Consider the following 24,585-nt stretch of genomic DNA (forward strand, 5'->3'; position numbering starts at 1 on the left):
ACGACGGAGCATACCGGCGTCACCGCCAGCACAGACCCTCGGGCAGCGTGCCGAGGTTCTCGCACCCGTTCTCGCGGACGATCACGACGTCCTCAATCCGCACCCCGCCCCGCCCCTTGGCGTACAGCCCCGGCTCAACGGTGACCGCGTCGCCCGCAACGAGCACGGGACCACCGAGATCGAGCAGCGGCGGCTCGTGCACCTCCAGCCCGACGCCGTGCCCGAGGCCGTGCTGGAGCGAGCAGAACCCCTCGGGCGCCTCGGGCGCCAGGAGCGACCGATCCCATCCCGCACGCTGGATTGCAGCGAGGCACGCCTGGTACGCGGCCTCACCCGCCGCGCCCGCGCGGATGGCAGCGGTCCCGGCGGCCTTCGCCTGCACCACCGCCGCGTGCATGGCTACGAGCCAGTCCGGCGCATCGCCGTGAACGACCGTGCGTGTGCAGTCGCCGCAGTAGAGCGTGGCGCGGTCTCGCGGGAAGACGTCCACGATGATCGGCTGCCCGGTGCGCAGCGGCCCGCGGCCGAGGTTGTGGCAGTCTTCGCCCTCTGGGCCGCAGGCGACGATCGCGGGCGCGTTCTCGTAGTTGCGTTCGAGCAGGTAAACGTCGATCATGAAGCGCAGGCGTTCCGCGGTGAGCGGCTCGCCCCCGTGCATCAGCGTGCCGTCGCGTGCGGCCGCCGCCCGCGCGATGGTTTCACACGCCATCCGGACGGCGGACTCGGTCATGGCCTGGGCGGCTCGCATGGCGTCGACCTCGCGCTCGTCCTTGCGGCGCCGGTCGCTCACGCCGAGGTCCGGGTCGAGTTCGACCGCGATCCCGGCCGCACGAATCGTCTCGGCGAAGATCAGCGGCAGCGTGCGGTCGGCCCGCACCGTTCGAACTCCCGCCCGCACGAGACACTCGGCTGCCGCCTGGGCCGTGGCGGTTTCCCTGTCGCCCGCCAGCCCGCCCTCGGGCGCGAAGTCCGCGGGGCAGGCGACGCGGTCCGCCTTCGCGTGTTTGCGGGCGCGTCCCATCTCGATGTCGCGGATGATGAGCGTTCGCGTCGGCCTGCCGTTGCTGCCGGGTGTCTCGATGAACGCCGCCGGATCGCCCGCGCTGAAGCGGATGGCGTGGTAGAGCGCGAAGTTTCGGGCCGGAATTCCCGCGATGATCGTGGCGTTCGGCAGGGACATGCGTGCCTCCAGTGGGCAACTCTACGCCCGCGCGCACGACGCCCCGACCACCCTCTCCGAGCCTCGGCGGAGCGAGCGTAACCGCCCCCGGCGCGCTACAATGAGAGGCCTGTTTCCGAGGCTCCCGGCACGCCCTCAACCACCTCCCGGGCGCACGCCCTTCGATGCCTCTCCGCCACCCCTCGGAACGCCACCACCACGAGAGCGAGCGACCACCCGAATGGCCCAGAAGCACCCCATCGAAACGCCCGCGGCCGCGCCGGTCCGGGCGGCGAAGGTCGAGGTCGAACCCGTGTCCAACCGCCCCGACGGCGCCTACGGCGAAGAACAGATCAAGGTGCTGGAGGGGCTCGACGCCGTCCGCAAGCGTCCGGGGATGTACATCGGCGGCACGGGCCTCAATGCCCTGCACCACCTCGTCTATGAGACCGTGGACAACTCCATCGACGAGGCGATGGCCGGTTTCGCCACCATCGTTGCCGTCTCCATCCAGGCCGACGGATCGTGCACCGTCATCGACGACGGGCGAGGCATCCCGGTCGGCCCCATGAAGCACGAGGACCCCGCACTCAACGGCAAGCCGGCCGTCGAGGTTGTGATGACGCGCCTGCACGCCGGAGGGAAGTTCGGCCAGGAGGGGAGCGCGTACAAGGTCTCGGGCGGCCTCCACGGCGTGGGCGTCTCGTGCGTCAACGCACTCTCTGAGTGGCTCGAATGCGAGGTCTGGCGCGACGGCAAGGTCTATCGCATCGAGTTCGCCCGAGGGCGCGTCAGCAAGCCGCTGCACGTCGTTGGCGACATCCCCCCCAGCAGCGCACGCCGCACCGGCACCACTGTCACCTTCATGCCCGACCACGAGATCTTCCCCGATACGACCTTCAACTACCAGACCCTCGCGACTCGACTGCGCGAACTCTCCTACCTGAACCCCGGCGTCTCGATCCGCCTGAGCGACGAGCGCGTCGGGCCGGACGGCAAGCCGCGCCACGACCTCTTCCGCGCCGAGCACGGGCTGGTCGAGTATGTCGAGCACCTGATGGCGGGACGCAACGCCATGTGCGCACCGGTGCACCTGCGCCGCGAGGATCCCGACAGCGGCGTCGTCTGCGAGGTCGCCCTCCAGTACCACGACGGCTACAACGAAACTCTGCTGACCTTCGCCAACAACATCAACAACGTGGACGGCGGCACGCACGCGCAGGGCTTCAAGGTCGCCCTCACACGCACGCTGAACGCCTACGCCCGCAAGGCGGGGATCATCAAGGAGAAAGACCCCGTCCCCACCGGCGAGGACCTGCGCGAAGGCCTCATCGCCATTGTCAGCGTCAAACTCCGCGATCCGACCTTCAACAACCAGCCCAAGGAAAAACTGCTCAATCCGGAGGTCGAGGGCATCGTGGCGGCCGCGGTTTCAGAAGCGCTCGAAGCCTGGCTCGAGGAGCACCCCTCCGAGGCCAAGCGGCTGTGCCTCAAGGGCATCGTCGCCGCACAGGCCCGCGAGGCCGCCCGCAAGGCCCGCGAACTCACACGGCGCAAGAGTGCGCTCGAAAGCGGCTCGATGCCGCACAAGCTCCGCGACTGCAAGACCCGCGACGTGGACCGCTCCGAACTCTTCATCGTCGAAGGCGACTCTGCGGGCGGCAGCGCGACGCAGGGACGCGACGTCGAGACGCAGGCCATCCTGCCCCTGCGGGGCAAACTGCTCAACGTCGAGAAGGCTCGCATCGACAAGGTGCTCGCCTTCGAGGAAATCCGCACGCTCATCTCCGCGCTGCGCTGCGGCATCGGCGAGGACTTCGATGCCTCGCGCCTCCGCTACGGCAAGATCATCATCATGACCGACGCGGACGTGGACGGCAGCCACATCCGCACGCTGCTGCTCACGTTCTTCTTCCGGCAGATGCCGGAACTGATCCGCCGCGGCCGAATCTACTGCGCCCAGCCGCCCCTGTACCAGCTGATCCGCAAGGGCAAGGGCCGGTACGTGCTCAACGACCGCGAACTGGCGGACGTGTTGAGCGAACTCGGTCTCGACGGCGCACACCTCTCGGTGAGGCGAACCGACGCCGATCCGGGGCAGGTCGTCGAGGAACGGCGCATCGAGGGCCAGCCGCTGCTGCGAGCGGTCCGGCTGCTGCGCCGCCTGAACGAACTGGTCGAAATCGCCGAGCGTCGCGGCGCGCCCTTCGCAGACCTGCTCGCGGCCCGCAGCGACGACCCGGAGGGGAAGCGCCGCCTGCCCACCCGCAAGGTCTCGTGGCGGGGCGAGGATCGCTACGCCTGGAGCGAGGAGCAGGCCCACGCCATCCTCGAAGCCGAGGGTCTCCGGCTGGCCGATGAAACCACCGCGCCGGTGAACGGGCACGCCGCCGCCGACCCGCGTCCGGTCGCCGTCATCCGCGAACTGCACGAGAACCGTGAACTGGAGCGCGTCTTCGTCGATCTCGAATCCGTCGGGCTTGCCATCGACGACTACTCGCTCGTGCAGGAGGAGTCCGTGACCGGCGAACGGCTGCCGGCTCGCTTCGCCTGGGTGACGACGAAAGCGGCAAAGCCGCAGAGCAACAGACCGACAGACGCCGCGGAAGCGGGCGGGGATGCCGAACAGGCCGACAGCCCGCCCGCCGAGGAGCAGTCGAACGTCGTCGAGGCGCCGAACCTGCCCGCGATCCTCTCCGCGCTGCTGGACCTCGGGCGGCGTGGGCTGGAAGTCAAGCGTTTCAAGGGACTCGGTGAGATGGACGCGGAGCAACTCTGGGAGACCACCATGGACCCCACGCGCCGCACGCTCCTGCGCGTGAACTGGGACATGGGCCAGGAGGCCGAGTTCCTCTTCAGCACGCTGATGGGAGAGCAGGTCGAGCCGCGACGTAAGTTCATCGAGGACCACGCCCTCGAGGTGAAGAACCTCGATGTCTGACGGTGCATGGCGGGCGGTCGAGGCCGCGCTCGGCGTGCCCGTGCGCGCCGCTTCGCGCCTCTCCGGCGGGTGCGTGGCGCAGGCCTGGCGGCTCGACCTCGAAGACGGGCGGGTCGTCGTCGCCAAGCTCGGCTCCGTCTCCGATCGCCTCGACCTCGAGGGCTGGATGCTGCGCGAGCTGGCGGGGCGGTCTCGCCTGCCCGTGCCGGCCGTGCTCCACGAATCGCCGGAACTGCTCATCATCGACTTCGTCGAGGGCGGCGACCCGATCGATGCCTCGGTCGAGCGCCACGCCGCCGAACTGCTCGCAGACCTGCACGCCGTGCGCGGCCCATCGTTCGGGATGGAACGCGACACGCTCATCGGCGGCCTGCCGCAGCCGAACGCGACGTGCGATTCGTGGGTCGCGTTCTACGCCGAACACCGACTCCTCCACATGGGGCGCGAGGCGCTGGCGCACGGCGGCATCGAGACCGCGGTCATGCGCCGAATCGAGTCGCTCTGCTCGCGGCTCGGCGAGATCATCGACGAGCCGCCTCACCCGTCGCTCCTCCACGGCGACGTCTGGGGCGGCAACGTCATCGCGCGTGCGGGACGCGTCGCGGCCTTCATCGACCCCGCGACCTACCACGGCCACCCGGAGGTCGAACTCGCCTTCATCACGCTCTTCAACACTTTCGGACGGGCGTTCTTCGAACGCTACGCCGAACTGCGGCCGCTCGACGACGGCTTCTGGCACCGGAAGCGTGATGTCTACCTGCTCTATCCGCTGCTCGTCCATGCTCGGCTCTTCGGCGGCGGGTACGGCGCGCAGGCTGCATCGATCGTCCGCGGCCTCGGGTTCTAGGACCTTGACCCGCACAACGGGCGTGTTCCGCGACATCCGGGCATCGACCGGGGGGATGGGCGAACGAACCCCCGCCCTCGTGTCGATACACCCCCCGGGACTCGGGGATCACGGTGGCCATGCAGACGCACGAAAGCGAACGCCGAGCGCGCGACGAACTCGGACCCGTGTCGCGCCCCGCTTACCAGGGCCGATGGCACTTCCTCTACGGCACGATGCTCATCGTCATGGCCGCCGTGACGCTGGGCAGCCACGTCCGGCTGCAACTCGAACTCAACTCCTACACCTCGCCCGACCCCGCGATCGACGCTTCGGTGCGCGTCCGTCGCCACGCCCGCGATCTCGCGATCGACGCCGCCTCCGCGATCGAGGCCGCCGCGGACAGCGACTCGGTCGGTGTTCGCCGCTACGCCAACAGCGCTTCCCATTCCGTGCGCGCCATCGGCGCGACGCTCGAGACGCTCGTCGCGCAGGGCGAGAGCCCGCCGCAGCCCCCCGAGGCGTTGAGCTACGCCGATCGCCTGGCGAGCCTCCATGCCGACGCCAGGGCCGCCGTGGAGGAGCTCGCCGCGGCCGAGACGGGGGCGGGGATCGGCTCCATCGTCCCCATCTGCCGCGGCATCGAGGTGCTCAGCGCGCAGATGGTCGCGCTCATGGATCAGGCCATCCGCGACCTCACCGTCCTGCACGACGAAGAGCACCGCAGCCTCAGCCGATCCAGCCTCGCGCTCGCCGCGGTGACCGCGCTGCTCTTCACCGCGTACGCGGGCCTGATGCTCGGGCCTGTGGCGCGCACCGTTCGCGCCCAACTCAGGGAACTCGAACGCGCCCGCGCCGTCGCGATGGAGGGCATCCGCGCCAAGGGCGAGTTCCTCGCGAACGTGACGCACGAACTGCGCACGCCCCTGACCTCGATCCTCGGCTACGCGGAGCTCCTCCGGGACTCTCGCACCCCCGAGGCGGAGCGCGCCGAATACGCCGAGATCATCCACAACAACGGCACGCACCTGCTCCAGCTCATCAACGACCTGCTCGACCTTGCCAAACTCGACGCGGGACGCATGACCGTCAGCCGCGTCGCCTGCTCGCCCGCCGAGATCGTCGAGCAGACCGTGCAACTCCTGCGGCCGGCCGCCGAACGAAAACGGCTCAGCCTCGAGTACGTCATCCACGCCGGCGTGCCCCGGGCCATCGAGTCCGACCCCGACCGCCTCCGCCAGGTGCTTGTGAATCTCGCGGGCAACGCGGTGAAGTTCACGTTCTCGGGCGGCGTGCGCATCGAAGTCCACGCCGAAGGCGATCCAGACCGCCCAGCCGCCATCCGCTTCGAAGTGCATGACACCGGCATCGGGATCGACGAGGAAACGCAGCGCCGGCTGTTCACGCCCTTCGTGCAGGCCGAGACGGCGACCACGCGCCGCTTCGGCGGCACTGGACTCGGCCTCGCGATCTCGAACGATCTCGCCCGCCTGCTCGGCGGCAGAATCGCCGTTCAGAGCGAGCGCGGGAAGGGGTCCGTCTTCACGGTCCGTCTCAATCTCGCCGGCTCTCATCCCACGGCCTCGCCCACCCCGCTCGACACCGCTCATCCCCTGCGGGGCGTTCGCGTCCTCCTCGCCGAGGACGGCGACGACAACCGCCGTCTGCTCACCCACCTGCTGCGATCCTCCGGCGCGCACGTCGAGACCGCGCGCAACGGCTTCGAGGCCTGCGCGCTCGTCGAGAACGCCCAGACCCCCTTCAGCGTCATTCTCATGGACCTCCAGATGCCGGAACTCGACGGCCTCGGCGCGGTGCGCAAACTCCGTGCCTCGGCATGCCGCACGCCCATCGTCGCGCTCACCGCCAACAACCGGCCGAACGATCGCGACGCGTGCTTCCAGGCCGGGTGCGACGATTACCTGGTCAAGCCGATCGAGCGGGCGAAACTCATCGCTGAATGCCGCCGCTGGCACGACGAGGGCGAACGGACAGCGCCGGACAACCGGGCCGCGGCGTGACGATCGGAAGGGCGACTGACGGGACTCGAACCCGCGACCCCCTGGACCACAACCAGGTGCTCTAACCAGCTGAGCTACAGTCGCCGTCTCGCGCCGGCCGGATCGCTGCCGACCGACACCAACCATAAGCCTCCCCGCGACTTCCGGTCAACGCCCGCATGTTTCGCTGGCCGGATCGCGCCCCCATACCTACCCTTCCCATCCCATCCCGAACAACCACCGGAGGCCCGCAATGCCGACCGCTGCACCCGTTGCGCTCGACCTCGCCCCGAACCGCGTCGTGGACGCCACGTCCGCGGCCGTGCTGATCGAGCGTGCCTTGGCGGCCGGTGAGGGGCGACTCGCTTCGAACGGCGCGCTTGTCTGCCGAACCGGCGACCGCACCGGCAGAAGCCCGAAGGACAAGTACCTCGAAGACACCCCCGCCATCCACGATCGCATCGCGTGGGGATCCGTCAACCAGCCGATCTCGCCAGAGGCATTCGAGCTTGCTGAGCGGATCGCCATCTCACACCTGAACTCACGCCCCACCGTCTACCGCTTCGACGGCTTCGCCGGCGCGGACCCGCAATACCGTCTCGGCGTGCGCGTCGTCACCGAGCAGGCCTGGCATGCCCTCTTCGCCAAGACCCTCTTCATCGAGCCGGGCGGCACGTCCGACTCCGGCGACGGCTCGTGGAAGCAGGACTGGACCATCCTGAACGCCTCGCGCCGCCGCCTCAGCGCCGACGAGCAGCAACGCCTCGGTGTCAAGGGGCCGGTCCTCATCGCGCAGTCGCTCGAACGACGCACCGTCATCATCCTCGGCACCGAGTACGCCGGCGAGATCAAGAAGAGCATCTTCTACGCCATGAACTTCGACATGCCCGAGGTCGGCGTCTTCCCCATGCACTGCTCGGCCAACGTCTCCAGGACCGACCCGAAAAACGTCGCCCTCTTCTTCGGCCTCTCCGGCACCGGCAAGACCACTCTCTCCGCCGACCCCGACCGCGCACTCATCGGCGACGATGAGCACGGCTGGTCCGATCGCGGCGTCTTCAACTTCGAGGGCGGCTGCTACGCCAAGTGCATCAAGCTCACCCGCGAGGGCGAGCCGCAGATCTGGGACGCCATCCGCTTCGGCTCCGTCCTCGAAAACGTCGCCATCCACCCCGAAACCCGCGTTCCCGACTACGACGACGGCTCCATCACCGAGAACACGCGCGTCACCTACCCCGTCGAATTCATCCCCGGCGCGGTCATCCCCAGTGTCGGCGCGCACCCCACCAACGTCATCTTCCTCACCGCCGACGCCTTCGGCGTCGTCCCCCCCGTCAGCCGCCTCAGTCCAGAGCAGGCGATGTACTACTTCATCAACGGGTACACCTCGAAACTCGCCGGCACGGAAGCGGGCGTCACGGAACCGACGCCCAACTTCTCCGCCTGCTTCGGCGGTCCCTTCATGCCACGCCGGCCCAGCGAGTACGCCCAGATGCTCGCCGACCGAATCCGCAGGCACAACGCCCGCGTCTGGCTCCTCAACACCGGATGGACCGGCGGCCCCTACGGCACCGGCTCCCGCTTCAAACTCGCCTACACCCGCGCCATGGTCACCTCCATCCTCAACGGCTCGCTCGACAAGGCACAGTTCACCCCCGACCCCGTCTTCGGCCTGCCGATCCCCAAGGCCGTCGCAGGCGTTCCGGCCGAAGTCCTCAACCCCCGCAACACCTGGCCCGACGGCGCCGCCTACGACAAGCAGGCAAAGAAACTCGCCGCCCTCTTCCGCGAGAACGACGCCAAGCACGACATGACCGAGGCGGTCCGCAAGGCGGGGCCGCGGGGGTAGTTCCCTGCTGACACGCTCAGCGCCGTCGAAATCTGGCCGATCGCGGCTTGGAACAGCCACGCGATCATCCTCTGCCTCACTTTCTCGCCCCCCCCATCATTTGGAGGGAGCGCGATCCGTCCTCGCTCGGTTAGAGTTGCTGCCGAGCATCCGTTCCCACTCCGGAGGACCACCATGAGAGCAGCATTCGTTTCCGTCCTGTCCCTCACCGCCGCGACCGCCTTCGCAGACGTCCGCTGGAACGAGTTCGTCCACGGCGACATCTCCAGCGACCCGAACGCCCCGACCCCGCTCGTCTTCGGCCTCGGCGGCAACACCATCATCGGCTCCGTTCTCGGACCCGACGACCGACGCGACTACATCACCTTCGATGTGCCGGCAGGCATGGCGCTCGCCGCACTCTACCAGCACCAGTACGTCGACCTCGACTCCGGCGGCCCCGGCAACCTCGGCTTCCACGCCATCAACGAGGGCAACACGAGTTGGATTCCCGACCAGAACACCGTCGGATTCTTCCTCGGCTCCAACCACATGTTCCCGGAAGTACCCGGCACGGACGTCCTGCCACAACTCGCCGACATCCCCTTCGGCGGCATCGGCTTCGACATTCCCCTCGGCCCGGGCACCTACACCTACCTCATCCAGCAGACCGGACCCGACAACACCGGCTACACCCTCGAGTTCTGGCTCATCCCCACGCCGCCCTCGGCCGCGGCGCTCGCGCTCGCAACGCCGGCGCTGCTCCGCAGGCGGCGGACGAACTGACGCGCGGCGACTCACTCACCGCGTCGCACCGAACCGCCCCGCCGCGGCGTTCGTCGGCCTATGGTCGCCGTCCAGGCGCGGGTCGATGACAGCCTGCTCACCCCTGCGCTCGCCGGGGAGCGCTTCGAGCGCGCGCACACCCGCAGCGCCCTCCGCGCCGGGCCACCACCACGCGTTCGCGCCGAAGCGGAACTTCTCCGGCCGGGTGCCGGGGCCGACGTTCACGAGCGACCGAAACCCCTCCCCCGGCCAGACGAGCAGGCATCCCTCGATCACCCCCCCCTCGGACGGGGCGAACCGCGCATCCGCCGTCTCGTGCAGCAACCGGAAGGCCCAGCGGCGCGGACCGACGATCGTGCAGTCGCGCACCACGCCGCCGCGCGAGTTCACGAACGCGACCGCGCAGTCCCCGCCCACGAGCACGCACCGCTCGACGATCACGTCCTCGGCCTCGAAGCGCGTGCCCGGCCCCGCCTCCTCCGGCACGCGCGGGCGGAAGTACGCCGAGCCCGTCGAGCCGCCGAGGTTCACCGCCCGCTGACCCGCGTCCTCGAACCGGCAGCCGACGATCCGCACGCGCGTGCTGCCGCCCTTGGCCTGCACGCCGCTCGACTGCTCGTGCCCCGGCAGCCCGCGGAACGTGCAGCCCTCGATCGTCACGTCGTGGCAGCCGACCATGTCGATCGCGCTCCCGCCCCACCCCTCGACGAGGCACCGCTCGACGCGCACGCCTCGCAGCCCGGAGAGCTTGATGCCGTCGGTGTTGCCGCTCGGCCCGGTCCGCAGCACGACGACGCGCCGGAGCGTCACGTCCGCGGCCCACGGCTCGCCGACCGCCCCACCCCCGCCCGAGTCGTCGATGTTGATCCCGTTGTGCCGCGCCCCCGCGATGACCACATCCTGCACGATCACGTGGCGCGGGCGCTGCAAGAGGAGGCCGGACCCGGGGCCTGTCGCGCCGACCTCGATTCGAGGCGGGTTTTCGGCGTCCGCCCCGCGGATCACGATCGGGCGGCTCGGTTCGCCCCGCAGCCCGGCGAGCGAGGCCGACCGATGCACCCCCGGCAGCAGCACGATCTCATCCCCCGGCCGCACGACCGCCGCAAGCCGCGACCACTCCTGGCCGGGAGAGACGTGGTGCTGGTCGGCGAGAACGGGGAATGACGCGAGGAGCAACACAACCGGCACAGCAAACTTTATGGAACGATAACTTTCCAAACCGTACCCACAATATCCAGAAGTCGAGCGGGGAGCAGCGCACCGAAAAGCGGCAGGGTGAGCGGGGCGCAGAGGAGCACCAGCACGACGCACCATTGCAGGCCGACGAGCGCATAACGACGAACCGTTGCAGCGCGCCCCATCGCGGGGAGATTGGCTGGATCGTTCGTGCCGCACTCAGGGCAACGCGGGCTTTCGCTCTCCACCGGGTACGCACAGTGTCGGCACATCGGTTCAAATCCGGCGTCGGCTGCCCGCGCCCGAACCATCCGTACAACGACCGAGCGGATTGTGAGAATATGCCCGGCTGCCGCTCCAAACCAGATGCCCGCGATCCCGGCATGTCCCAGGGCCAGCGGGATCTCGTTGTAAGTCCCCTGTCGTGTCGCGTCCAGGAACAACGCGAGTTGCAACTCAAAGAAAAAAGCGTGCGAGAGCATGGCGAGTCCGGGCCAGAAGACCGAGAGCCATGCCGAGCGTATGAGCGTTGCTGAGCGGTCCACCTTCGAGACAGAAACTCGCGTCAAGACGGATCGGTCAGAACGACGCACCCACAAGAAAACGAGCGCACAGGCCGCGCCGTGGTAGAACACCAGAAAGGAGCCGCGGAGCAGTGCGTTCGTCTCTGAAGGACCGAAGGCGTAAAACAGCGCCGCGCTCACGCCACGATACACCTTCACGCCCGGCGTCGTGCTCGGGTCCGGTGGTGCAACGCCGGCAAGACCATCCGACACCCGACAGACGCTGCTGGGATCGTGGTAGGCGATTGCAGGTAGATGGCCGGAACCCCTGACCGAGTACGCAGGCGGCGCACCGTCAGACTCAACGGGCGCCGGCAGTCGCCCAAGCATCACAACCCATTCGAGCGCTGCCGGCGCCCCGTGCGGGTGCCAGACCTGGTTGCCCATGAAGACCTCTGCCGGCTCATACCGGAACGGCAGGATCGCTCTCTGGACAGGCCCGAAACGGACGATCACGCCGAGCACACCGCAGACCACACCCGCCGCCGCAACCATGCCGACCGTCCGCCAACGAACACGGCCGCAAACCAACAGCACGGCGACAACCACTGCCGACAGGAGCAGCAACGGTGGGAGCAGATCAACAGACATGCGGTGCGTCTCCCCGGCCGAGGCTCTCAGGGGGGCGGCATGCAAGGATCACCCGGCAGCGCATTGGTCCTTGCTCGCTCAATGTAGTTTTCAGTGCCCGTGGCTGCACAGTCTCTGCACAGAAGCCAAGTTTCTCCTGTCGAAGTCCACGTCCGCGTACAACTGCGAGAATAATGACACACCAAGCCGCCGCCCGATTGAGGAACAGAGTAAAGAAACGTCCACGCACCGCAAGTCGGCGCGCCGTAGGTGTAGGTGCACTTGCACGGCCACGAACAGGTGCTGGAGATCGTGGCAGTTCCGAAGTAGGCCATCTCCACATCAGACGCCAAATCGTTCAAGAGAGACTGCATGGCATTGACTGACTGTTGGTCGCACGGTGCAACGCCGCCCGCCTCCAGCGAGGACATGATCGGTGCGACCTGCCACCCGGCCACCGCCAAGCCATCCACCACAGCGGCGGCATTTTCTGACTGCTGCACAACCGGCTGGATGGGGTCGTCGAAGAACAGGCCATTGACGAGCGGAACCGGAGGCGTTGCAGCCTCCGGTTCTACCGATTCCGCGGCCTCGTTGAGTTCAACATCGAGCGTGAACGCAAGCGGGTCGTTCAGGTGCGATCGAACCCACCAGACCGCTTCTCCCAGATCCCGCTGCTCCCATCCCCAAGAGGTCCACGACCCGTTCGCTTCTCGTTGGTACCAGACGAGTTCGATGTTCGATCCGATTGCCAGTCCATCTTCCAGCAGCGCCAGGAACCCACGAATCTCGTTAGCACTGGTAGCCGGGCAGAACAACCAGCCTCTGGCGCTGATCTGCATGTAGTTGACGTCGGAGTTCTGCGAATACTGGGCATGAGCGGGTGCAAAACAACAGAGAGCCACGCTCAGGCAGGCGAGAAGGCAGAGTGAGGCAGAGTGAGGCAGAGTGAGGCAGAGTGCGCATTCGTTTTCTCCTTCCACGAAGTGTCCCCAGCGTACCCGCAAGCACTCCCCTCTGTCAACTCGCCGTGCTTCCATCGCAGGCGGTCCCGAACAAACTACGTGCGCTGCCCCCGAGCCGTTGCCGCCTCTTCAAGTACACCATCCCCATGACCGACCGGAGATCATGCCAGTCCTGGTATCGGTGAGCCTCACCCCACTACCGCGCACACCTTCTTCGCCGCATCCCCCAGGTCCGTCGCGGCCTGGAGCGTCGGCAGCGTCGCGGCGGCATCGTTCAGGAGTTTCCGCCCTGCCTCGACGTTCGAGCCTTCGAGGCGGACGACGAGGGGGACCGTGAAGCCGACCTCGCGAGCGGCGTTCACGACGCCGCGGGCGATCACGGCGCAGTCCATGATCCCACCGAAGATGTTGACGAGGATGCCCTTGACACGCTTGTCCGAGAGGATGATGCGGAAGGCCTCGGTGACGGCCTCCTCGCTCGCGCTCCCGCCGACGTCGAGGAAGTTGGCCGGCTCCCCGCCGTGCAGTTTCACCACGTCCATCGTCGCCATCGCAAGGCCCGCTCCGTTCACGAGGCACCCGATGTTGCCGTCGAGCGCGATGTACGACAGGCCGAAGGCGTGGGCACGCAACTCGGCCGGGTTCTCCTCGCTCGGATCGAACAGCGCCTGCACGTCCTTGTGGCGGAAGGTCGCGTTGTCGTCGAAGTTGAACTTGGCGTCGATGGCCATGACGGATTGGGACTGGGGCTTGGAGTCCGAGGCATGAGGCGCGGTGAGCACCAGCGGGTTGATCTCCGCCAGCGTGCAGTCCTTTTCCACGAACAGCCGCGCCAGCCGCATCATCACGTCCGCGGCCTGGATCGCCAGCCGCCCGGTGAAGCCGAGCGCGAACGCCACACGCCGCGCCTGGTGCGCCTGCAACCCCAGCAGCGGGTGCAGCGGCTCGCGCACGATGGCGTCCGGGCGTGCGTGCGCCACCTGCTCGATCTCCACCCCACCCTCGGCCGACGCGATGAGCACGTTGCGGCGCGACTTGCGGTCGGTCGTGATCGCCAGGTAGTACTCGCGGGCGATCTCAACCCCCGCCGCGATGAGCAGCTTGCGGACCTCCAGCCCCTCCGGCCCCGTCTGCACGCTCACCATGCGGTGCGTGAGCATGAACCGCGCCGCCTGCTCCGCCTCGTCGGCCGAGCGCACCAGCTTCACGAACCCGGCCTTGCCGCGCCCGCCCGCGTGAACCTGGGCCTTGACGACGGCCAGCCCGCCCTCGCCGAGGCCGGCTTCCGCAACGACCTTCTTGTACGCCGCGGCCGCCTGCTCGATGGACGTGACGACCTCGCCCGGCGGAACCGGGATGCCGGCCTCACGGAGCAACTCCCTCGCCTGGTACTCGTGAATCTTCATGCGCGCCTCCGTGAACAGCCTGCCTGCGAGCGGCATGGTACACCGGCAACGGCAGAGCGGCAGGTCTGAGATGACCAGCCGGTATCATCGCGCGATGCAACGGCTCCGCTCCGCCTCGGATCGCGCCATCCAGCGGGCACGCAACGCACTGTGGGAGTTCGTGCGCGCCGGCCGAACGCAACACCGCCGCCACGGCGCGAGCGCAGCCGGGCCGCCCGGCCTCGCGCACTACCCCGCCTCCGACCCCGCGACGCACCGGCCGTGCTACGCGCTGCCCGCCTGGATGGACCGCGCCATCCCGTGGGTTGCCTCGCTCGAACGCCTCTACGCGATGCCCGCGTCGTGGCCCGGCTCGCTTTCGCCCGAGGCGGGGCTGCTGCTCTACGCCCTCGTCCGCAACGCCGCGCCGCGCGTCGTCGTCGAGACCGGCACCTTCATGAGCGTCAGCACGCACTGGATCGCCGCCGCGCTGCGCGACGCGGGCCCCGGCCGTCGCCTCCACTGCTTCGACCGATTCGACACGCTCGCCTGGGCGCACCCCGACGCGCTCGCCGCGGCCCGCGTGCCCGATGATCTCTCGTTCGTCCGCGACGCCCTCCGCCGCGCCGAACTCGACGACCTCGTCACCCTCCACCGCGGCGACAGCGCACGCGAGATCACCCGTGCCGCGCCCGACCTCGCCGCCTCGGGCGTGCAGCTCGCCTTCATCGACGGCGACCACGCCCTCGCCGGGGTCACGCGCGACTTCCGCGCCGTCGAGCCGTTCCTCGACACCGGCGGCTCCGTCGTCCTGCACGACGTCTTCCCCGACCAGTGCGGCCACGACGGCCCACGCCGGTTCATCGACGCTCTCCCCGCCCTCGCCGAGGGCCGCTACACCGCCTGCAACCTCTACACCTCGCCGTACAACTACGGCATGGCCGTGCTGCGGCGAATCCGCTGACACACCGCTAACACCCGCCGTTTCCGCGGCGTCTCCTCTGCGACGGCCATCACGCCGTTCCACACAGGAGACACACCCATGCCGGGCACTCGCCTCACCACCCTCGCGCTCGCGGGCCTGATCGGGCTTGCGACCTCGCCCACCCTCCTCGCCACCGCCGCCGGCGGCGAGCGCGGCTCCGCCCCGGCGGCCGAGCACGCGACAGCCGGCCCCCCCCTCGTCTGCGTCGAGATCGAGATCGGCGACGCGAAGAGCCTGCCGTGGGGCAAAGGCGCGTTCGAGGGCGCGGGCAAGGGCGCGAACATGAAGCGCATCGCCGAGCAGACGCTCGAACTCCTGAGCGCGACGGACTCGACGCTCGTCCGCATGGAGACGCTACGCCGCGCGACCGTCTACCTGTACCGCGACGAGTCCGCGTGCGCCGGCCTGCTCGCGCGTCTCGCGTGGATCGCCCTCGACCGCGAGGCCGACGCCGGCGCCACCGCCGCGGAGCGCGCCCGCGCCTGGTTCGACGCCGGCTACTTCGCCGCCTGCCTCTGGCACATGAACATCAGCCCGGACAAGTCGCGCCCCGGCTTCGCCGCGGACGTGCAGGGCTATGCCTGGCTCGTTCGCGCGATCGACCTCTCCGGAGGCGACCCGGCGATGGAGTTCGCGGCGGCAAACGCCGTCCACCCAGGCGTGCGCAAGAGCCAGCGCGACCTCTACGAGGCCCACATGCGGCGCGCCATCCGGGGCGTCCACGACGAGAAGTCGCTCCTGCGCGCGAACATCGACGCCCATCTCGCCCACTGGAACGAGTCCGCCGCCGCCATTCTCCGCACCGCCGACTCGCGGTAAGGTGATCGCGTGGACCACGCCGCGCAAGACCCGACGCATGCCCTCGGCGTCGCGCTCCACGCCGGAGCGCGGCAGCCGTGCGCGCCCGAGGCCGCGCACGCCGAGCCTTCCGATGCCGAGTTGCTCGCCCGTGCGCGCGCCGGGGACCGATATGCCTTTGCCGATCTCTATGTGCGCTATGTCGGGCTGGTGCGGGGAGTGCTGCTGGCTCGCGCGCCGCGCTCCGACTGCGACGACCTTGCGCAGGAGGTCTTCATCCGCGCGTGGCAGCGGCTCGACGACCTCCGCAGCGACGAATCGCTCGGCCCCTGGCTCGCAGCCTCGGCACGGGCCAGGGCGGGCGATCACAGACGCACCGCGGCACGCCGCGCCCGCCGCGAGGCCGCCGCGGCCGCACGCTCGACGCGCGACACCAGTGCCGAAGGCATCACCGCCGCCCGCGCGCTCGACGCGATCCGCTCGCTCCCCGAGGCCTACCGCGACACGCTCGCGCTCCGACTCATCGAACAGATGCCCGGCCCGCTCATCGCACGCCGGCTCGGACTCACCGAAGGCTCCGTCCGCGTGAACCTGCACCGCGGCATGAAACTCCTCCGCGAACGACTCGGCATCGAAGAGGCAGCACCATGACACCTCCCCCCGACAACCCGTACCTCTGGGACCGCACCGGCGAGCCTGACCCCCGCGTCGCCTCGCTCGAACGCGCCCTGCGATCGGAACGGGCCGCGCCGGACGCGGCCGCCCTCCTCTCCGCGCTCACCGAGCGCGGTACCGTCGCCGCCGCGCCTCGCAGGCACGCGCCGGCCCTGCCGCGTTCGCCGGTGCTGCGCGTGTCGCTCGCCGCGGCGGCCGCCGTCGCTCTCTCGCTCGTGGGCTGGCTCGTCGTGCGCCCCGCTCTCTCGCCCGCCTGGGAGATCGCCGCGCTGACGGGCGACGTACGCCTCGACTCGTCGGCGCTCGCCGGCACGCGCGGCTGGCGCGAGGGCCGATGGGTCGAGACGGCCGAAGGCTCGCGCGCCCGCCTCACCGGCGCCGGCGTCGGCCGCGTCACCGTCGAGGGCGGCTCGCGCCTGCGCCTCCTCCGCGCCAGAGCCGGCGAGCACCGCCTCGAACTCGCCCGCGGCGAGATCAGCGCGTTCATCTACGCCCCCCCCCGCCTCTTCTTCGTCGAGACGCCCGCCGCCACCGCCATCGACATGGGCTGCGCCTACGACCTCGCGGTCGGCGAACGCGGCGACGGCATCCTCCGAGTCACCGCGGGCTGGGTGGAGCTCCGGGCAAGGCCCGTCGCTTCGCGCGTCCCCGCGGGCGCATCCTGCCGCATCTCGGGCGCGTCCGGCCCCGGCATCCCGGTCTTCGACGACGCCCCCCCCTCGGTCCACGCCGCCGCCGACGCCCTCGAACGGAGCGGCACGGACGCCGACGCCCTCGCCGACCTGCTCGCCGCGGCCCGCCCGCGCGACTCGCTCACGCTCTGGCACCTCATCCCGCGCACCGAGGGCGACTCGCGCGCCGCCGTCATCGCCCGCCTCGCCGGCATCGCCCCCCCCGCCGATGCCGCCGTCACCGCCGATGCCGCCTCCCTCGACCCCGTCGCCCTCGACCGCTGGTGGGAAGACCTGCGCCGCGCCTGGTAAGGCCCGCAACCGAGGGCGTTGCCGCAACGGCCCGCCCGCCCCCTGCGTAAAGTTCCTGATGCGGCCACCGCGCACCACCGCCGCGCGCCCGGGCTTCTCGCTCGTCGAGCTTCTCGTCGCCATCGCCATCATCGCCCTGCTGATCGGCGTGCTGCTGCCCGCCCTCGGCAAGGCACGCCGCGCCGCACGCGACGCCGCATGCCTGAGCAACCTCCGCCAGCACGGCATCGCCTGGACCATGTACCTCGACGACTTCGACCGGTTCCCATGGGGCGCAGACCCCGAATACAACAAGAAACTCCGCTGGGGCTGGGGCGGCGTCCACTTCTACGGCTACGACGGCGAAGACCCCGACGCGCCCTCCGACCTCCTCGCCGTCCGACGGCCCGTCAACCCCTACCTCGGCCTCGACGAAACCACCGACGCCTTCGCCCGCATCTTCCGGTGCCCCAACGACGACGGCATCCGCTACTTCGGACACCCCGAAGTCCCCATCCCCTGGGAGGAGTTCGGCGCGGCCAGCCGCGCGGGCGAAACCACCGTCTTCGGCATGATGGGCAACAGCTACGAGGCCAACCGCGTCATGTACGAGCGACGCATCAACAACACCCCCGTCTACGGCCCCTGGTTCGGACCCGACCGCGTCAAGGTCGTCCCCTCGCGCTTCGTCCTCCTCGGCGACTCCGGCGCCATGACGGTTGCCCTCCACCGACGGACCTTCGAGTGGATCGTCTACGCCTGGTGGCACGGCACGGGCCGCGGCCAGCTGACCTTCCTCGACGGCTCGGCCCGCAACGAGAACGTCGTCGGGGAAGGGGCGTACTCGATGGGGTTCGGGCCGTGACGAGCCGGGCACGGCGTCAGCATGGCTCCGCCGACCCGCCCCCATTCCTTGTTCATACGCAATGAGTGTCGGTTGAGCACGGGCGAGCGCACCAGCCGGGCCGAAGGGAGCGGCAGTGCCCCGCCGGAGGGGCGGCCCGCGTGCGCGCCGAACCGGACGCACCGGGCGGAGATCCTCTGGTTGTTCGCCCGCCGCCGCGTGCGCGAACACGGTCGGGCAGGAGGCCGACGAGCATCGTCAAGCCCGAAGCCGCCGTCCCGGCCGCCTTCCTTCCATTCTCCTTCCCCTCGTGGGGCGGCCGTCGCGGCCGCCTCCTCCTCCCTCATGCACCCCTCGGTCGGGTACCCGCCCCGGCCGCCCCTCCGGGGCTGAGGCATGGCCCCCTCAGCCCCCGCGCGCGGCAGGCCACGCGACAATCGTGCGCCGAGCGCACCGAGGTCGCAAGGTCGGCGAAGGGGTCGGTTCTCGAACATCATTCCTGCTCGCCTCCTGTCGGCATTGCGAACTCCAGCCGATCGACGAGAAGCCCGTCGATGTCCTCCAGGTCGAGCATGTACTTGGGCGGCCGGGGCATGCCGTTTGAGTTACGACCCTGCTTCATCTCGCCCAATCGCCGAGCGGACTCCCGGTCGAGGCGAAGAAAGAGAATCTCCGTCAGGATCGCCCGGGTCTTGCGGTAGCGCGACACCGAGGTGCGGAGGCGGTGTTGTTCGCCTCCCAGTCTCCGGCAATCGGATGCACACCGGGTATCGCGGTCATCCGCCCATCACTCCGTTAGCGGTACACTGCGCCTCTGTCATGGGCCGCCTTCGACGCTTCGGCTTCGATTCGCTCGTCCGGCACATCGTTGGCGATCTGAAGCGTTGTCGCAAGCACGTCGTCAAGCACCAGTTGTTTATGGTCGAGCCGCTCCTCAATGTGGCCGAGCAACCGGATGGTGCGGTTGTGATAGCGGAAGACGTGCTGGAAAGATTCCGTGCTGGCCATGTGATGCATCACGAATGATCGACCCTGAATCGCTGCGTCCACCACGCGCCGGGGTTGCCGTGCCGGGCGTAGATGCAGCACTCGAACAGCCGCCAGCCCGCACGGTCCACCCAGTCGACCGCCCAACGGAACGTGGTCATGGACTTGGCGAAGTTCTTCGTACCGTCGCCGATGACGACGGCGCAGACGCCGCCCGTCGCCGTCGCGCCGAAGAGTTCAGAGCCGAGGGATTGGTAGTCGAGCCGCCAGTCCTTGCCGTAGTCGCGGATGCCGTCGTACGGGGGGCTGAACACCGTCAGGTGGACGCTCTGACGCGCCAGCGTCGGCAGGACTGCCAACGCATCACCGAGGATGATGGAGTTCCGAGTCGAGCCGACGCTCGATGCCGCCGCCTTGAGTTCGGGGATCATGACCATTCCAATCTATGAGCGTTGCCGATGCGGACCCGAGCGGCGACCTGCCCGCCCTCGCCCGCGCGCGACGCGCGTCTCTTTCGCCACGCCCCGGAAGACCTCGTCGTTGCGGTTTGAGTTGAAAGGCGGGTCGATGGAGACGAGGTCGATGACGCGCGTGTCCACGAGCGCGGAGGGGCGGCCGGGCGCGGGCCGGGCCGCGTCGGGCGTGGAGTGCGCGGGGGCATCCGCGTCGGCTCGCCGCGTCCGATCGAGCGTGGTCTTCCGTTTGGCCATCGGGGCGGAGTATACCGGATGAGGCCCGAACAGGGTGGTAATGACAGACAGTCCACACCACACGTGCCGGGGGTCGCTCCGCGTTCCGCCCTGCGCCCCTACGCCCGCACCGTCAGCCCGACCGGCCGCACCACCCCCGCCGCACCCGGCTGCACGGCGATCCCCAGCGGCACGCGCTTGCCGTCCGGCCCGCGCGGCGGGATGCCGTCCTCGTCCACGATCCGCTGGATCGCCATCACGCCCTCGATCAGCTGCTCCGGCCGCGGCGGGCAGCCGGGGACGTAGACGTCCACCGGGATGAACTGGTCGCACCCCTGCACCGTCGCGTAGGTGTCGAACACCCCCCCCGTCGAGGCGCACGCCCCCATCGAGATCACCCACTTCGGCTCCGTGATCTGCTCGTAGATGCGTTGCAGCACCGGCAGCATCTTGATGCCGATCCGCCCCGCCACGATCAGCAGGTCGCTCTGCCGCGGGCTGAACCGCATCACCTCCGCCCCGAACCGGGCCAGGTCGTACCGGCTGCACGCCGTCGCCATCAGCTCGATCCCGCAGCAGGCCGTGGCGAACGGCATCGGCCACAGCGACGACCGACGCGCCCAGTTGATCACCCGCTGCAACTGCGTCGTCAGCACCCAGTCGGTCGGCAACGCGGCTTCGATGCCCATCGCGCTTCGCCCTCGCCCCGCCGGATTCCCCCGGCGTCACGCACATCCTAGACCGCCCGGCGCTCAGGCCAGCGACCGCAGCACGCCCTCCGCCGCCGCCAGGTCGTCCACGCGGAAGATGCACCGCGCCGGCGTCCCGTTCGCCGACGGCGACTGGTAGGCGTACCGGATGTTGATCCGCGACACGCCCAGCCTCGCCGCCACCTCCGCGAACGCCCCCGGCCGCTCGTCCAGACCGACGCACAGCACCTGCGTCTCCGCCACAGGCCCCGCGCCCGAGTCGCACAGCCCCTCGCAGACCCGCCGCAACGCCTCCTCCGGCGTGCCGATCAGCCGAACCAGCCCACGACCGTTGTGCTCCGACACCGCCACCGCCTCGGCCTGCACCCCCGCCGCACGCAGCGCCTCGAGCACGCCCGCCAGCTCCCCAGGACGATCGGCGAGGTAGATCGAGAACTCGGTCAGCCGGCTGATCTGCATCGCGGGTGCGCCTCCCGAAGCCGGCAACGCCGGCCGTCGCTCCCTGTCTAACCCTCCGCCGGACGCCGGGATGCGTTCCAGGCCCCGCAAGGGCCGGTCCCGCACATCCGCCGTCGGCCGATCCCCAGTCGCACGCGAGGGGGCGAACGGTAGCCCCGTCGAGCGCCCCACGACGCTTCGCCGCCACGATCAGGCCGGTTCGGGCGCGTTCGTCGATTCGCCCCGGCTCTCGACACCGGCCGCGGGCACGCTCGGCCGCTCCACCAGGTCCGCCAGCGTCATCCCCGCGAACGCCTCCGCCTCGCGGCGGCGCAACTTCCCCAGCGTCGAGAGGTCCGCCGAGTCCGCGCGGTCCGCGCGGCCGCTCGACGCACCGATGCCGACCGCCAGCGCCTCCGTCGCCCGCACGCTCTCGGGCGGGCGCGCCAGCGCGAAGCGAACCTCGTCCCGACCCGCCGGAACCCGGTGCAGCAGCCCCTCGTCCGCCATCTCCTCCAGCAGCCGCTCCGCCAGCGCCGGCTCAAGACCAAGCGACCGCGCCGCCTCGTCCGGCGCGACCGGCTTGCCCCCCTGGAACCGCGACGCCACGTGCGCCGCCAGCGCAACCACCGTCGCCCCGTCCACCACCGGCGGCCGGTCCAGCGCATCCACCCGCGCCAGCACCCCGTGCCGGAACGTCTGCATGATGTACGACACCTGCAGCCCGAGCAGCACGATCACCCACGTCACGTAGATCCACAGCATGAAGAGCGGGATGAGCGCGACCGCCCCGTACAGCCGCGCGTAGTTCTTCGACCACTGCAAAAACGCCGTGAACCCCCACTTGCCCCCCTCCCACAGCAGCGCGGCCAGCACCGCGCCGGCCAGCGCGGTCTTGATCGACACCCGCGTGTTCGGCACCGTCACGTACAGGAACACCAGCAGCCCCGTGCTGATGACCACCGTCACCGCGAACCCCGCGATCGGCACCAGCGCGGACTGGTCCCCCCCGCCGTCGATCTTCGCCACCCACCCCGTGAACGAACCGCCCACGTAGAAACTCGCCACCAGGAAGACCGACCCGAGCGTCAGCATGGTCCAGTACTGCGTCACGCGGCGCGGCCACGACCGCCCCGTCGGCGCGTGATAGATCCGGTTGAACGCCCGCTCGATCTCGACCACGAACGAGAGCGCGGCATACGCCAGCATCGCCAGCCCCGTCAGCCCGATCGCCACCAGCTTCACCTCGCGCACGTTCAGCACCAGCTGCTCGACCCACGCGTCCAGCCTCGCCGCCGCCCCCTTCGCCTGCTCCCTCGCCTCCGCACCCCCCTCCGTGGGCACGATCGGCAGGAACCCCGCCCCCACCGCCCCGAAGTCCGAGGCCTCCGGCTCAGGCTCGACCACGATCTCGGTCAGGCCCGCGTAGCGCAGCAGGTCGCGCACGACCTCCGTCACGTGCTCCTTCGTCGCGAACGCCCCCAGCACCACCAGCCCGATCACGAACACCGGGATCAGCCCGAAGATCGTCCGGTACGCCAGCGCGGCCGCCATCGCCGGCAGCGGCGTGCGGTAGATCTGCAACGCCACCTGCTTCGCCACGCGCAGCGTCCGCGTCGCGCTCGGTGCCCGCTCCGGTTGTGCAGGCGTCTGCTCGCTCATGCCGCACCTCCCGGGCCGACCTCACGCTCGACCGCCGTCGATGCCTTGCGCAGCGAGCGCACCTCCGCGGCCGTCAACTCGCGCCACTGCCCGCGCGCCACGCCCTTGAGCCGAAGCGGCCCCATCGCCACGCGCTCCAGCCGCTTCACCGGGCACCCGACCGCCGCGAGCATCCGGCGCACCTGCCGGTTCCTTCCCTCGCGCAGCGTGACCTCCAGCACCGTCGCGTCTCGGTCGCGCTTCACGATCCGCAGCCCGACGTGCGACGCCCGCGCCGCGCCCACCGTGCGCCCCTCGCGCCGCTCCGCGAGATAGATGCCCTGTTCGAGACGGGCCAGCGCATCCTCCTCAAGCCTGCCCTTCACCACCGCGTGATACGACTTCGCCACGCCGTAGCGCGGGTGCGAGAGCCGGTTCGCCAGTTCGCCGTCGTTCGTCAGCAGCACCAGCCCCGTCGTGTGGTAGTCCAGCCGTCCGACCGGGTACAGCCGCACGCCCGACGGATGGTCCACGAAGTCGAGCACCGTCCGCCTCGCCGCCCCCGGTTCGTCGGCGACCGCGCTCAGCGCCCTGGCCGGCTTGTTGAGCAGGATGTAGATGTGCCGCTCGGGCGACCTCACCGGCGTGCCGTCTACCTCAACCGTGTCCTCGCCCAGCCGAACGAACACGGGCAACTCGCGCACAATCCGCCCGTTCACGCGCACCCGCCCCTCGGCGATCAACTCCTCGCACGCACGCCGCGACGCGATCCCCGCGTGCGCCAGCACACGCTGGAGACGTTCACCCTGCTCGCGCGTCGTCGTTGTCTTCCTCGGTCGCGTCGCCCGCTGGCCGGGCGTAGTAATCCGCGCCCGCGACGGTGCGCGGCCCGATCCGGCCTTCGAAACCCGACGCTTGCCCGGCACGCCCAGAGTCTACGCCGCCCTTCCCTGCCGTCCTGCCCGCACATGTGCGCCATCCGGTACACTGCCGCGGTCCAGCCAGGGAGGGCACGCCATGACCCGGCACGCGCCGACCCCGTCCGTCATCGACGATGTCTTTATCACGCCGCGCATCGTCGATGCCACCGCGTTCGAGCACTTCGCGGGGCGCCTCCGCGCCGCCGTCGCCGAGGCCGACGCCCACCGCGCCCGCCTCGACGCCGCCGCCGGCGCTGCCCGCCCGCTCGCCTCAACGCTCGAACGGGCGGGCGCGGAGGTCGCCGCCCGTGTTGAAGCCGCCCGCGCCGCCGCAAACGCCCTTGCCGATCGCCTCGCAGCGCTCGAGCGGGTCGCATCGCGCATCGGCGACCTCGAACGCCGCGCTGCGACGCTCGAACGGACCGCCGCCGAACTGCAATCGCGCGCCGTCGCCGCTGTCGACGCCGCCCAACGCCGCCTTGCCGAGATCGAACGCGCCGTCGCCTCCCTGTCGCCGCCCGTGCCACCGACGTCGGACGCTGTGAGCCGACCTCGGCGCCCGGATACCAAAGACACACCCGCCCCCAAGCCCAAACCCCGCAAGCGCACCGCAAACCACAACTCGGACCGCACCACCGAAACACCCGCTCCCTCGCCTGCCTCCCCCCTCCTCCGTCGCGTGGATCGTCCCCGGCAATCGACCGATGACGAACTCGCAGGCCGTGCGAACTAGACCT

The 24,585-nt window shown here is 69.9% G+C and carries 24 protein-coding genes and 1 tRNA gene; 11 read left to right on the forward strand and 14 right to left on the reverse strand.

Annotation, left to right across the window (positions count from 1 at the left end; genetic code table 11):
* Positions 1-19: 19 nt before the first annotated feature.
* Positions 20-1,180, reverse strand: a complete 1,161-nt coding sequence (locus FBT69_06000) for an aminopeptidase P family protein (GenBank protein MDL1904357.1) — start codon at positions 1,178-1,180, stop codon at positions 20-22.
* Here FBT69_06000 and FBT69_06005 point away from each other — a divergent pair.
* The 3 genes from FBT69_06005 to FBT69_06015 all read left to right on the forward strand — a co-directional run bounded on the left by FBT69_06005 (position 1,155) and on the right by FBT69_06015 (position 6,947).
* Positions 1,155-4,100, forward strand: a complete 2,946-nt coding sequence (locus FBT69_06005; GenBank protein MDL1904358.1) for a DNA gyrase subunit B — start codon at positions 1,155-1,157, stop codon at positions 4,098-4,100. The two genes, FBT69_06000 and FBT69_06005, sit on opposite strands and share 26 nt — an antisense overlap.
* Positions 4,093-4,947 (forward strand): fructosamine kinase family protein, encoded by an 855-nt coding sequence (locus FBT69_06010; protein MDL1904359.1) that lies wholly within the window; start codon positions 4,093-4,095, stop codon positions 4,945-4,947. The genes FBT69_06005 and FBT69_06010 overlap by 8 nt, the downstream gene beginning before the upstream one ends.
* A gap of 119 nt (positions 4,948-5,066) precedes the next feature.
* Complete coding sequence (locus tag FBT69_06015; GenBank protein MDL1904360.1) at positions 5,067-6,947, forward strand: response regulator; 1,881 nt, start codon at positions 5,067-5,069, stop codon at positions 6,945-6,947.
* A gap of 10 nt (positions 6,948-6,957) precedes the next feature.
* Here the strand turns inward: FBT69_06015 and FBT69_06020 are convergent.
* Positions 6,958-7,031: transfer RNA gene (locus FBT69_06020), tRNA-His, on the reverse strand.
* A gap of 148 nt (positions 7,032-7,179) precedes the next feature.
* On the opposite strand from FBT69_06020, the gene pckA reads away from it, so the two are divergent.
* Positions 7,180-8,775 (forward strand): phosphoenolpyruvate carboxykinase (ATP), encoded by a 1,596-nt coding sequence (gene pckA, locus FBT69_06025; GenBank protein ID MDL1904361.1) that lies wholly within the window; start codon positions 7,180-7,182, stop codon positions 8,773-8,775.
* 174 nt (positions 8,776-8,949) lie between these two features.
* Positions 8,950-9,540, forward strand: a complete 591-nt coding sequence (locus FBT69_06030; protein MDL1904362.1) for a hypothetical protein — start codon at positions 8,950-8,952, stop codon at positions 9,538-9,540.
* Positions 9,541-9,555: 15 nt separating this feature from the next.
* On the opposite strand, the gene FBT69_06035 is transcribed toward FBT69_06030, so the two are convergent.
* The 4 genes from FBT69_06035 to sucC all read right to left on the reverse strand — a co-directional run bounded on the left by FBT69_06035 (position 9,556) and on the right by sucC (position 14,220).
* Positions 9,556-10,854 (reverse strand): right-handed parallel beta-helix repeat-containing protein, encoded by a 1,299-nt coding sequence (locus tag FBT69_06035; protein ID MDL1904363.1) that lies wholly within the window; start codon positions 10,852-10,854, stop codon positions 9,556-9,558.
* A complete protein-coding gene (locus FBT69_06040; GenBank protein ID MDL1904364.1) occupies positions 10,737-11,846 on the reverse strand; it encodes a hypothetical protein in 1,110 nt (369 codons plus the stop codon). Before FBT69_06040 ends, FBT69_06035 begins: the two co-directional genes overlap by 118 nt.
* A 50-nt stretch (positions 11,847-11,896) precedes the next feature.
* Positions 11,897-12,691, reverse strand: a complete 795-nt coding sequence (locus FBT69_06045) for a hypothetical protein (protein MDL1904365.1) — start codon at positions 12,689-12,691, stop codon at positions 11,897-11,899.
* A 311-nt stretch (positions 12,692-13,002) separates the two neighbouring features.
* Complete coding sequence (gene sucC / locus FBT69_06050) at positions 13,003-14,220, reverse strand: ADP-forming succinate--CoA ligase subunit beta (protein ID MDL1904366.1); 1,218 nt, start codon at positions 14,218-14,220, stop codon at positions 13,003-13,005.
* Here sucC and FBT69_06055 point away from each other — a divergent pair.
* The 5 genes from FBT69_06055 to FBT69_06075 all read left to right on the forward strand — a co-directional run bounded on the left by FBT69_06055 (position 14,219) and on the right by FBT69_06075 (position 18,484).
* Complete coding sequence (locus tag FBT69_06055; protein ID MDL1904367.1) at positions 14,219-15,163, forward strand: class I SAM-dependent methyltransferase; 945 nt, start codon at positions 14,219-14,221, stop codon at positions 15,161-15,163. The genes sucC and FBT69_06055 overlap by 2 nt on opposite strands.
* Positions 15,164-15,241: 78 nt before the next feature.
* A complete protein-coding gene (locus tag FBT69_06060; protein MDL1904368.1) occupies positions 15,242-16,003 on the forward strand; it encodes a hypothetical protein in 762 nt (253 codons plus the stop codon).
* Between the two features lie 120 nt (positions 16,004-16,123).
* Positions 16,124-16,633 carry a sigma-70 family RNA polymerase sigma factor gene (locus FBT69_06065; GenBank protein ID MDL1904369.1) on the forward strand — a complete coding sequence of 170 codons (510 nt, stop codon included), beginning with the start codon at positions 16,124-16,126 and terminating at the stop codon, positions 16,631-16,633.
* Complete coding sequence (locus tag FBT69_06070) at positions 16,630-17,640, forward strand: FecR domain-containing protein (GenBank protein MDL1904370.1); 1,011 nt, start codon at positions 16,630-16,632, stop codon at positions 17,638-17,640. The genes FBT69_06065 and FBT69_06070 overlap by 4 nt, the downstream gene beginning before the upstream one ends.
* The gene (locus FBT69_06075; GenBank protein ID MDL1904371.1) at positions 17,558-18,484 is read left to right on the forward strand and encodes a prepilin-type N-terminal cleavage/methylation domain-containing protein; all 927 of its coding nucleotides are present in this window, start codon (positions 17,558-17,560) and stop codon (positions 18,482-18,484) included. Before FBT69_06070 ends, FBT69_06075 begins: the two co-directional genes overlap by 83 nt.
* A gap of 472 nt (positions 18,485-18,956) precedes the next feature.
* Here the strand turns inward: FBT69_06075 and FBT69_06080 are convergent, their stop codons facing one another.
* The 8 genes from FBT69_06080 to FBT69_06115 all read right to left on the reverse strand — a co-directional run bounded on the left by FBT69_06080 (position 18,957) and on the right by FBT69_06115 (position 23,794).
* Positions 18,957-19,172 carry a hypothetical protein gene (locus tag FBT69_06080; GenBank protein MDL1904372.1) on the reverse strand — a complete coding sequence of 72 codons (216 nt, stop codon included), beginning with the start codon at positions 19,170-19,172 and terminating at the stop codon, positions 18,957-18,959.
* A gap of 86 nt (positions 19,173-19,258) precedes the next feature.
* Positions 19,259-19,471 carry a hypothetical protein gene (locus FBT69_06085; protein MDL1904373.1) on the reverse strand — a complete coding sequence of 71 codons (213 nt, stop codon included), beginning with the start codon at positions 19,469-19,471 and terminating at the stop codon, positions 19,259-19,261.
* Between the two features lie 8 nt (positions 19,472-19,479).
* Positions 19,480-19,881, reverse strand: a complete 402-nt coding sequence (locus FBT69_06090; protein MDL1904374.1) for a site-specific DNA-methyltransferase — start codon at positions 19,879-19,881, stop codon at positions 19,480-19,482.
* Between the two features lie 12 nt (positions 19,882-19,893).
* Positions 19,894-20,160 carry a hypothetical protein gene (locus FBT69_06095; protein MDL1904375.1) on the reverse strand — a complete coding sequence of 89 codons (267 nt, stop codon included), beginning with the start codon at positions 20,158-20,160 and terminating at the stop codon, positions 19,894-19,896.
* A gap of 98 nt (positions 20,161-20,258) precedes the next feature.
* A complete protein-coding gene (locus FBT69_06100; GenBank protein ID MDL1904376.1) occupies positions 20,259-20,828 on the reverse strand; it encodes an NADH-quinone oxidoreductase subunit B in 570 nt (189 codons plus the stop codon).
* Positions 20,829-20,891: 63 nt separating this feature from the next.
* Positions 20,892-21,308, reverse strand: coding sequence for a hypothetical protein (locus FBT69_06105; GenBank protein MDL1904377.1), 417 nt, complete (start codon positions 21,306-21,308; stop codon positions 20,892-20,894).
* A gap of 189 nt (positions 21,309-21,497) precedes the next feature.
* Positions 21,498-22,949: a YihY family inner membrane protein gene (locus FBT69_06110; GenBank protein MDL1904378.1), complete on the reverse strand. Its 1,452-nt coding sequence runs from the start codon at positions 22,947-22,949 to the stop codon at positions 21,498-21,500.
* Entirely contained in the window at positions 22,946-23,794 is an 849-nt protein-coding gene (locus tag FBT69_06115; protein ID MDL1904379.1) for an rRNA pseudouridine synthase, read from the reverse strand. Before FBT69_06115 ends, FBT69_06110 begins: the two co-directional genes overlap by 4 nt.
* Positions 23,795-23,945: 151 nt before the next feature.
* On the opposite strand from FBT69_06115, the gene FBT69_06120 reads away from it, so the two are divergent.
* A complete protein-coding gene (locus tag FBT69_06120; protein MDL1904380.1) occupies positions 23,946-24,581 on the forward strand; it encodes a hypothetical protein in 636 nt (211 codons plus the stop codon).
* Positions 24,582-24,585 lie beyond the last annotated feature (4 nt).

The organism is Synechococcales cyanobacterium CNB, assembly GCA_030263455.1.
Taxonomy (GTDB): domain Bacteria; phylum Planctomycetota; class Phycisphaerae; order Phycisphaerales; family UBA1924; genus CAADGN01.

Coding starts and splice junctions, on each gene's coding strand:
- FBT69_06005 (MDL1904358.1), top strand. CDS start 1,155: ATGATCGTGGCGTTCGGCAGGGACATGCGTGCCTCCAGTGGGCAACTC.
- FBT69_06000 (MDL1904357.1), bottom strand. CDS start 1,180: ATGTCCCTGCCGAACGCCACGATCATCGCGGGAATTCCGGCCCGAAAC.
- FBT69_06010 (MDL1904359.1), top strand. CDS start 4,093: ATGTCTGACGGTGCATGGCGGGCGGTCGAGGCCGCGCTCGGCGTGCCC.
- FBT69_06015 (MDL1904360.1), top strand. CDS start 5,067: ATGCAGACGCACGAAAGCGAACGCCGAGCGCGCGACGAACTCGGACCC.
- pckA (MDL1904361.1), top strand. CDS start 7,180: ATGCCGACCGCTGCACCCGTTGCGCTCGACCTCGCCCCGAACCGCGTC.
- FBT69_06030 (MDL1904362.1), top strand. CDS start 8,950: ATGAGAGCAGCATTCGTTTCCGTCCTGTCCCTCACCGCCGCGACCGCC.
- FBT69_06035 (MDL1904363.1), bottom strand. CDS start 10,854: ATGGTGCGTCGTGCTGGTGCTCCTCTGCGCCCCGCTCACCCTGCCGCT.
- FBT69_06045 (MDL1904365.1), bottom strand. CDS start 12,691: ATGCAGATCAGCGCCAGAGGCTGGTTGTTCTGCCCGGCTACCAGTGCT.
- FBT69_06055 (MDL1904367.1), top strand. CDS start 14,219: ATGCGCGCCTCCGTGAACAGCCTGCCTGCGAGCGGCATGGTACACCGG.
- sucC (MDL1904366.1), bottom strand. CDS start 14,220: ATGAAGATTCACGAGTACCAGGCGAGGGAGTTGCTCCGTGAGGCCGGC.
- FBT69_06060 (MDL1904368.1), top strand. CDS start 15,242: ATGCCGGGCACTCGCCTCACCACCCTCGCGCTCGCGGGCCTGATCGGG.
- FBT69_06070 (MDL1904370.1), top strand. CDS start 16,630: ATGACACCTCCCCCCGACAACCCGTACCTCTGGGACCGCACCGGCGAG.
- FBT69_06075 (MDL1904371.1), top strand. CDS start 17,558: ATGCCGCCGTCACCGCCGATGCCGCCTCCCTCGACCCCGTCGCCCTCG.
- FBT69_06085 (MDL1904373.1), bottom strand. CDS start 19,471: ATGGCCAGCACGGAATCTTTCCAGCACGTCTTCCGCTATCACAACCGC.
- FBT69_06090 (MDL1904374.1), bottom strand. CDS start 19,881: ATGATCCCCGAACTCAAGGCGGCGGCATCGAGCGTCGGCTCGACTCGG.
- FBT69_06095 (MDL1904375.1), bottom strand. CDS start 20,160: ATGGCCAAACGGAAGACCACGCTCGATCGGACGCGGCGAGCCGACGCG.
- FBT69_06100 (MDL1904376.1), bottom strand. CDS start 20,828: ATGGGCATCGAAGCCGCGTTGCCGACCGACTGGGTGCTGACGACGCAG.
- FBT69_06105 (MDL1904377.1), bottom strand. CDS start 21,308: ATGCAGATCAGCCGGCTGACCGAGTTCTCGATCTACCTCGCCGATCGT.
- FBT69_06110 (MDL1904378.1), bottom strand. CDS start 22,949: ATGAGCGAGCAGACGCCTGCACAACCGGAGCGGGCACCGAGCGCGACG.
- FBT69_06120 (MDL1904380.1), top strand. CDS start 23,946: ATGACCCGGCACGCGCCGACCCCGTCCGTCATCGACGATGTCTTTATC.